We start from the raw sequence: 6,672 nt of genomic DNA, 5'->3' as shown, positions 1-6,672 counted from the left end.
GATTTGGGAACGGGCACCTTGAGGAAGGGATCGCGCTCGGTATACTCGCTATCCCGTAGGTACTTCCAAAACGAGCGCAGCGAGTTGAGCCGACGGCCGATGCTGCTGTTCCTGTTGCCTAACTCTCGCTGCCACGCGACGTAGGCGCGGATCGTCTGTCGGTCAATGGCGCTTAGGGCAGGCTCCCGCTTGTCCTCGGCGAGGAAGCACAGGAAGCGGCGGAAGTCGGCGCGGTAAGCCTCGACCGTCAGCAGGCTACAGCCCCGCTCGACCTCGACGTAGCGCAGGAATTCCTCGTGCAGTCGGGTGATGTCCATGGCAGCACACTCCCTAATTCGGTGTGCCGCCCAACTGGGGGAGAGGGCCTGTTCGGGCCCGCCGATTTGGCGCCTTTTTCGCCGCGGAGAAGTGTCCCATAAGACCGTGGCAAGGACACTATCTCCAGGGCCTCAAGAATTATGAGCTCAAAAAGCGCCCAAATAAGGCCTGAGGAGCGGGCCTATAAGCCGGATTCTGTCGCGGACGGCCATTCCTCTAGGGAGCCGGTTACCCGACTCCTCGTAGCGGCCAACCCGAGGCAGCGGCGGGCCACCGCATGCGCCTCCTATTTGGCCTTGCTCCGGGCGGGGTTTGCCATGCCCGCGATGTCACCACCGCGGCGGTGCGCTCTTACCGTCCCGGCGCCGCCTGAGGCGGACCGGGATCCCGACGAATCGGGACACCTTTTCACCGTTGCCCGCCTTCGCTAGCAGGGCACAGCATGCCGTGCCCCTATGCGTACGACGGCGGGCTGTGTGTTTTCTGTGGCACTTTCCGTAGGGTCACCCCTCCTGGGCGTTACCCAGCGCCCTGCCCTGTGGAGTCCGGACTTTCCTCCCCGGGGCGTAGCCCCAGGGCGGCCGTCCAGCCCGCTCCTCACATCTTATCGAGGTCTCTGCATCGGGCAGCGATGCAAGCGACCATCTCTCCCGCGCGAATCCCGCCCAGGAGAGTCCGCAGGCATCACCGGCGTGCCGGTAATGCCCGAGCCTCTGTAATACTACCTTTTCCGGTGTGCGGGGTCAATGCGATGCGCGACACACGCCGCAGCACCTAGAAACCACGGAGCACACAGAGTGGGCTGGCCGCCGACGGCCGCCTACGGACGCTCCCGGAGCGAATTGCGCAGAGACGGCGCCGACGCGCGGCCAACTCACCCTATACTTGATCACCCAGTGCCGCGCATTCCTCCCAGACGTCTATCATGCGATGGTAGTTGGTGAGCAGCGTGGGGCTGATGCTGCCGATCGGCCCGGCAGAGGTCTGCAGCACCATGCGCGCCTTGCCGCCCTCGAACGCTGCTCTCGTCGCCGCCTCCACGGCCTCAACGCTTTCGTATTGGAGCACTCGGGCCTCGATGTTGCCGCCCAACGTGAACCTCCCGGCGGCGATTGCCTTGGCCTCGGCTAAGGCGTTGTCGCCGTCGGGAGGGGGCTCGACCGGCTCGAAGAAATCCGCGCCGCGCTCGATCACCATCTCCAGGGTCGAGCGCACATTGCCGTGACAGTGAATGTGGCACAGCGCTCCCGCCGCGTGCATGCGTGAGATGAGATCCGCTTCGAACGGCTGAACCAATTCTTCGTAGAGGCGCGGAGATCCCATCGGCGGTGTCAGCCATTCGCATCCGCCCATCCACACGTACTCAACGGTTCTGTCGGCCAGCAGGGCGTCGAGCACGGCGGCGATTCGCTCGTGGCATATGCTCGCGAGTTCCCGCATGAGCGCGGGTTCCGTCGCGCAGAGCTCCAGGAAGTACTGATACGGCATCATCCCCGCGACGCAAACGAACGGCGACGAGACGCCGCTGTGTATCACGCCGCGCTCCGCGAAGTCCGGGGGCAATTGCGACAGATCCGGCGCGGCGAGCCCGGAGGGAAGCTCCCACGGCACGGATCGGATTCTCTCGATATCCTCCAGTGATTCCACGGGATACTTGATGGTCCAGACGGTATTGGTCGTGGCGTTGCGCCCGGTTACCGCCGTCAGTGTGCCCCTGGGCGTATCGATCTCCGAGACGGCCCTGACGCTACCTTCCTTCTCCTCGCGATGCACTTCCACAATTCGCTGCGGCGGAGTCACCAGGTAGCGATTGACGTGGGAGGGACAGGAGGCGAAATACGTGGTGTGCTCGAAGATGCGCCGCGCGATTTCGGCGAGGGCAGGGTCCGACAGAGCATCAACGTCGGCGCGGCCGGCGAACTGGCAGCCCTCCAGCAAGAGCGGCACTCGGTCGGGCTTTTGGCCTCTCAGCGCAGCAAGCAAGCGGTCGCGCGGGTTCACGGTGTGTGCACTCCTTCGGCTCTGCGGCGATGCGGCTGGTGTGGATTCTACCACATCAGGAGCGGCGGCGCTCGGTCGTCTTCCCGCGCGGGCGGCACGCAATCCCAGTGCGCGATCGGGATGTCTGCCCAGACCGGGCGCCGCACAGTCGCAGGGACGCGGCAGCGAAGCGCCGAAGAACGTCGCACGCGCCGCGGCGCACCGACCAGGGGACTGCGGCATTGCGGAGACATGATCGGCATAAGCACAAGCGTGTCAGGAAGGCGCTGGAGGGAATGGCTCAACGGCTTGAAGGGCCGTCTCTCCCCAGCGCGGATAGACCGCCCCTTTCAAGTAGTAGCAGAGAGGACAGCGCGGCTGCCGGGCGAGCGACGGGGGCAAGGGATTCGCGTCCAGTGCTACGACATACGGGTGCCGTACCTCAATATCGAGGGTCAGTTCGCCGCCGGAACCGCGCGGCTGTTCGTCCCGTCCCGTGCCCCAGCGCCGTTACCTGCGGTCATTCACCTGCACTACGAGACAAACCTGGACGGCATGGCCGGTTACCTGCGCGAGGGGTGGGCCGCAATCTCCGCCGCTGAAGGCCTCAACCCGTTCTGCGACAGCATCAACTTCAACATCGCGCTCGTCCAGGCGGTGCGCGCGATGCCGTTTGTGGACAGCCGGCGCATCGTCCTGTCTGGGGGAAGCGCAGGCGGGTACGTCGCGTTGATGGTAGCGAGCGAAGCCTTCCCCGTCGCGTGCACGGTCGCCCTGGTCCCCGTTGTCAACGCGGGGTACAATGTCGCCTACTGCCAGAGAAACGCCCGGATTGCGCGGTGTGGCCGCAAGGACGCCGACGGCGGTGATGCTTCGCTGGCGCCGGTGTTTTGCATGGTTGCGGAAGCCCTGGTGGACATGGGTCGCCCGCTCGGCCATCTGGACAAGGCCGGGGCGAACTGGATTGCCAATTCGCCGGTCGGTGTGCTGGATCTCGTCACGTGTCCTGCGCAAGTGCCTTTCAGCACCGCCGACATCCTCGTGCCGGTCAACCAAGCGGGGCGCGGCTTCGCCCATCGCCTTCCCGCGTCCTTCCCGAAGGGATTCACGACCGGCATGCGCGCGGTGCTCAGGGACTCGAGTGCTCGGCTGACGCTGCTGGATGCGGCCGATCGCCGCACCACGCGCGTCTTCCGCGTGGCCATTCCCGAAGACCTGCCGCCCGCGTGGCCGGTCGGAGCAGAGCAGCAACCAGTCACGTACACGGTGTCGCTGCCGTTCTCCAGGAAGGGAAAGTGCTCCATCATCATCCTCGATGAGGGCGCGCCGCACCCGCGGATCGGACACTTCAAGCGAACCTTCGGATGCTCGAGCCTGGAGTTCATCCGGCACTGGGTGTGTCGCGCAGAGCCGATTCTGGAGAATCAGCTTACGAGCGCGAAGCTGACCGCTCTGATGCGGAGATACCTCGGCGAGAACTTCGAGGGGGTGATAGACTACGGAGACGGACAGCAGAAGCCCACTCCGATGAACCGGCGCAACCGGCCTGGCCGGGAGAAGCTCGATGTCGTGCTCGGGCTCCGCGCGTATTGCGAGATGAGCGAGCGCCATAGCGCGCGTCTGGCGCGGCTGTATTCGCGGTTGCCTGCCGAGCTTCGCGCGCTGGACGCGCGCAGAGGCAATGTTGTTGCGCGCTTCGAAGACGACGTCGAGGGCGGGCTGATCTTCCACGAGGCAGTGCTGCATCACCGCTGCGGCGACAAGGCGCGATCTGCCGCGCTATCCCGACGACTGGCGCGCACGCGGGCGCACAGAGCATACGCGGCGTGCCTGCCTCGGTCGCTGGCGGAATGAGCCGTGGGCCGGGCGCTTGGTAGGCCGGCAAAGCTGCGGCGGGGGATGGCCTCACTGCCTGGCTGCCGTCGCCGTCGTGTCCGTCGCCAACGCGGTCCGGGTACGACCATGCGCAAGGTCTGACCTGATGGACAGCCTGGGCTAGGATCCGAGAGAGGCCTCTCGCCTCATGCCGCTGGCGGCGTCGCGCACGGTGATGCGCCAGCCCTCAGGTATCGCGTTGTACCCCACGAAGATGCGCTCGCGGCAGCGACCATTCTCCGCGACGATGTTGCGGCTCAGCTCGGGGCGCTGACGGCCCTCGGGGTCAGTCAGTACGATGTGGAACACGTGCGGTACGCGTGCGACTTCTGCGTCACCGAAAATAACCTCAGCGCTGACAACGACGGCTCCGGATTCCCACTCCGCCTGCATCTCGAGGTCGCGTACTTCGTAAGGCAGCAGCGCATACAGCTCTGCCACCGCCGGGTAGATCATGTCCTCGATCGCGTCCGTGTAGCCGCGGTACATCCCGCTGCGCATCTCATAGATATGCCACGGCCGGTCGAAGGTAACCGATACCGCCTTCGGGCGCAGGTCGGCCATGTAGATGACCTCGTCCGGGCGCAGCTTGTGATGCCGCAAAAGCCCGACGTACCGCGCCCCGCCGATTTCGTAGCGATGGACCTCTGTCGCCTGCAGGGGATGCTCCGCGCTTCCGCCCGCGCCGACAACGCATTTGACCTCGGGATACGGCTCGATGCCGGCGTCGGCGAGCAGTCCCCCCACGGCCTGGCGAAAGGGCATCTCCGTCGCCGCGGTGCGCCAGATCTGATAGTCGCGGGCGAGGACGTTGAGCACGATCGCGGTGCCCTTGCCGTATCGGTGAACCAGGAAGATCGGCGTGTCGCTTTCGGTTTCGCCTCTTGCCTCCGCGCCGGCTAACGTAATGCCCGCATCGGCGACGACCACAGGCAATCCCGCGCCGAACGCGGCGACCGCCGCTTCACGCCGTACGCTCGCGCCCGGAATCCCACCTGCGAATTTGACTCCGAAGACGTCGGCGAGCACGCCCGAGTGGTCTGCGCGGCAGCGTCCGTCAAACATCCCCGGAAACGCGTCCGCGATTAGCACCCCGCCGTCGCTGATGAACTGCCGTATCGTCTCCACTTCGGCGGCAGTCACGCGCAGATTCAGCGGCATCACCAGCACGCGGAAACCGCGCTCCAGAAACTGCCCGTCGCCGAGGTGCGACGACGGCACGACATCAAAGGACAGCCCGAGGTCGCCGAGCAGATACATCAGCCCTTCCCAGCACTGCATGTAGATGTACAGATCGGAACCGGTGTCCTGGGCGTCCCACTCCGGCGCCTTGGGCAAACCCCGGTCGAACACGGCGGAGGCGTGGATGCTGTCCGGCGAGTACACGATCGCCACGCCGTCGTTAACCTTGCGGGCATTAAACAGGAGCTTGGCCAGCCCGCTTCTCAGTTCATCGTGCTGCGCGACGATCTTGGCGACGCCGGGCATGAATGACAGATCCGGACCGAGCAGCCGCTCGTCGAACCACCTCGCGGAGATACCGCCGAAATAGAGCCCGTGCACGTTGAGTCCGTGGAAGACGCTCCACCACGGCAGGAAGTCCTGGTCGAGATAGGCGGGCGGGTAGTTGTACAGCCCGTAGCCCCCGTACCAGGTCCCTTGCAGCGCGCCCGGTGCCAACGCGCTGCGGAAGATCTCGTGCACCCACGGGTTCGGGTACTGGAATCCGAGCTGCCGGCCCTCGCTCAACTGCCAGAAGTCGAAGCCGCTGCCCGGCGGCGTCCACCCGACGACGAAGCTGCCGATGTTGGACGGCGTGTCCGGGTCCACCTCGTTGATCGCATCCCCCAGCAGGCGGTGGAAGCGCGTAAACATCCGGTCGGTGTGGAGCTGGTGATCCACCCAATGGCACAGCGGCCCGTAACGCGGCCTATCGGCGTCACGCACTCCCGCCAGCGCGTCGGCGAATGTGACCGGCTCGATCTCATCGAAGGTTTCGTATGTCGTCTCCCAGGCTTGGTTGATCTGACCGAGATCGCCGTAGGTCTGCTTCGCCCATTCCGCCAGAGAGACGCGCATCTCAGGGTTCCATCCGCCGTCTTCGCCGTAGCTGAGGTAGCGCACATCATCGCCGAGGTAGTAGAGCAGCGGCGAGAACGGGGCGACTTCGAGGGCGGTCTTCTTCATTTGACCCTGGACGTATTGGATGTAGGACGGCGAGGTGATGTCGGGGCTCACGTGGCCCTGCTCATCCGCGCGGACGACGAGCCGGAAATCGTACTTCACGGGATGCACGTTGGCCGGCGCCAGGCCGTGGGCGTTGAGCCCCGCGTTCATTCCCATTTCGACGAAGCGGTTCATGGCGATGCGCCTGGAGGGATACCGCCCGTCGGGACCAAAAACGAGGACGCTCAACTCATCGCGGGGCGGGCCGGGCTGGCGGATGTAGAACGCCTGCCGAGCTTCGTGCAGCAGCCGGCCGTCCGAGCCAAGCAGCTT

At 65.4% G+C, this 6,672-nt stretch carries 4 protein-coding genes and 1 other RNA gene; 1 reads left to right on the top strand and 4 read right to left on the bottom strand.

Annotated elements, in window-relative coordinates; translation table 11 throughout:
* From JSV65_08020 to JSV65_08010, 3 genes are all read right to left on the bottom strand, one after another.
* Window positions 1-317 (bottom strand): site-specific integrase (locus tag JSV65_08020; GenBank protein UCH36288.1); only part of this gene is annotated, 317 nt, incomplete at its 3' end.
* A gap of 169 nt (window positions 318-486) precedes the next feature.
* An RNA gene (gene rnpB / locus JSV65_08015) (RNase P RNA component class A) lies at window positions 487-915 on the bottom strand.
* 282 nt (window positions 916-1,197) lie between these two features.
* Window positions 1,198-2,319 (bottom strand): hypothetical protein, encoded by a 1,122-nt coding sequence (locus JSV65_08010; protein ID UCH36287.1) that lies wholly within the window; start codon window positions 2,317-2,319, stop codon window positions 1,198-1,200.
* Between the two features lie 252 nt (window positions 2,320-2,571).
* On the opposite strand from JSV65_08010, the gene JSV65_08005 reads away from it, so the two are divergent.
* Window positions 2,572-4,152 (top strand): prolyl oligopeptidase family serine peptidase, encoded by a 1,581-nt coding sequence (locus JSV65_08005; GenBank protein ID UCH36286.1) that lies wholly within the window; start codon window positions 2,572-2,574, stop codon window positions 4,150-4,152.
* A 141-nt stretch (window positions 4,153-4,293) separates the two neighbouring features.
* Here the strand turns inward: JSV65_08005 and JSV65_08000 are convergent.
* A partial coding sequence (locus tag JSV65_08000; GenBank protein UCH36285.1) for a beta-galactosidase trimerization domain-containing protein occupies window positions 4,294-6,672 on the bottom strand: 2,379 nt, incomplete at its 5' end.

It is taken from the genome of Armatimonadota bacterium (assembly GCA_020354555.1).
GTDB lineage: Bacteria > Armatimonadota > Hebobacteria.
The sequence above is the reverse complement of the archived record's forward strand: the minus strand, read 5'-3'. Positions and strand labels throughout refer to the sequence as shown.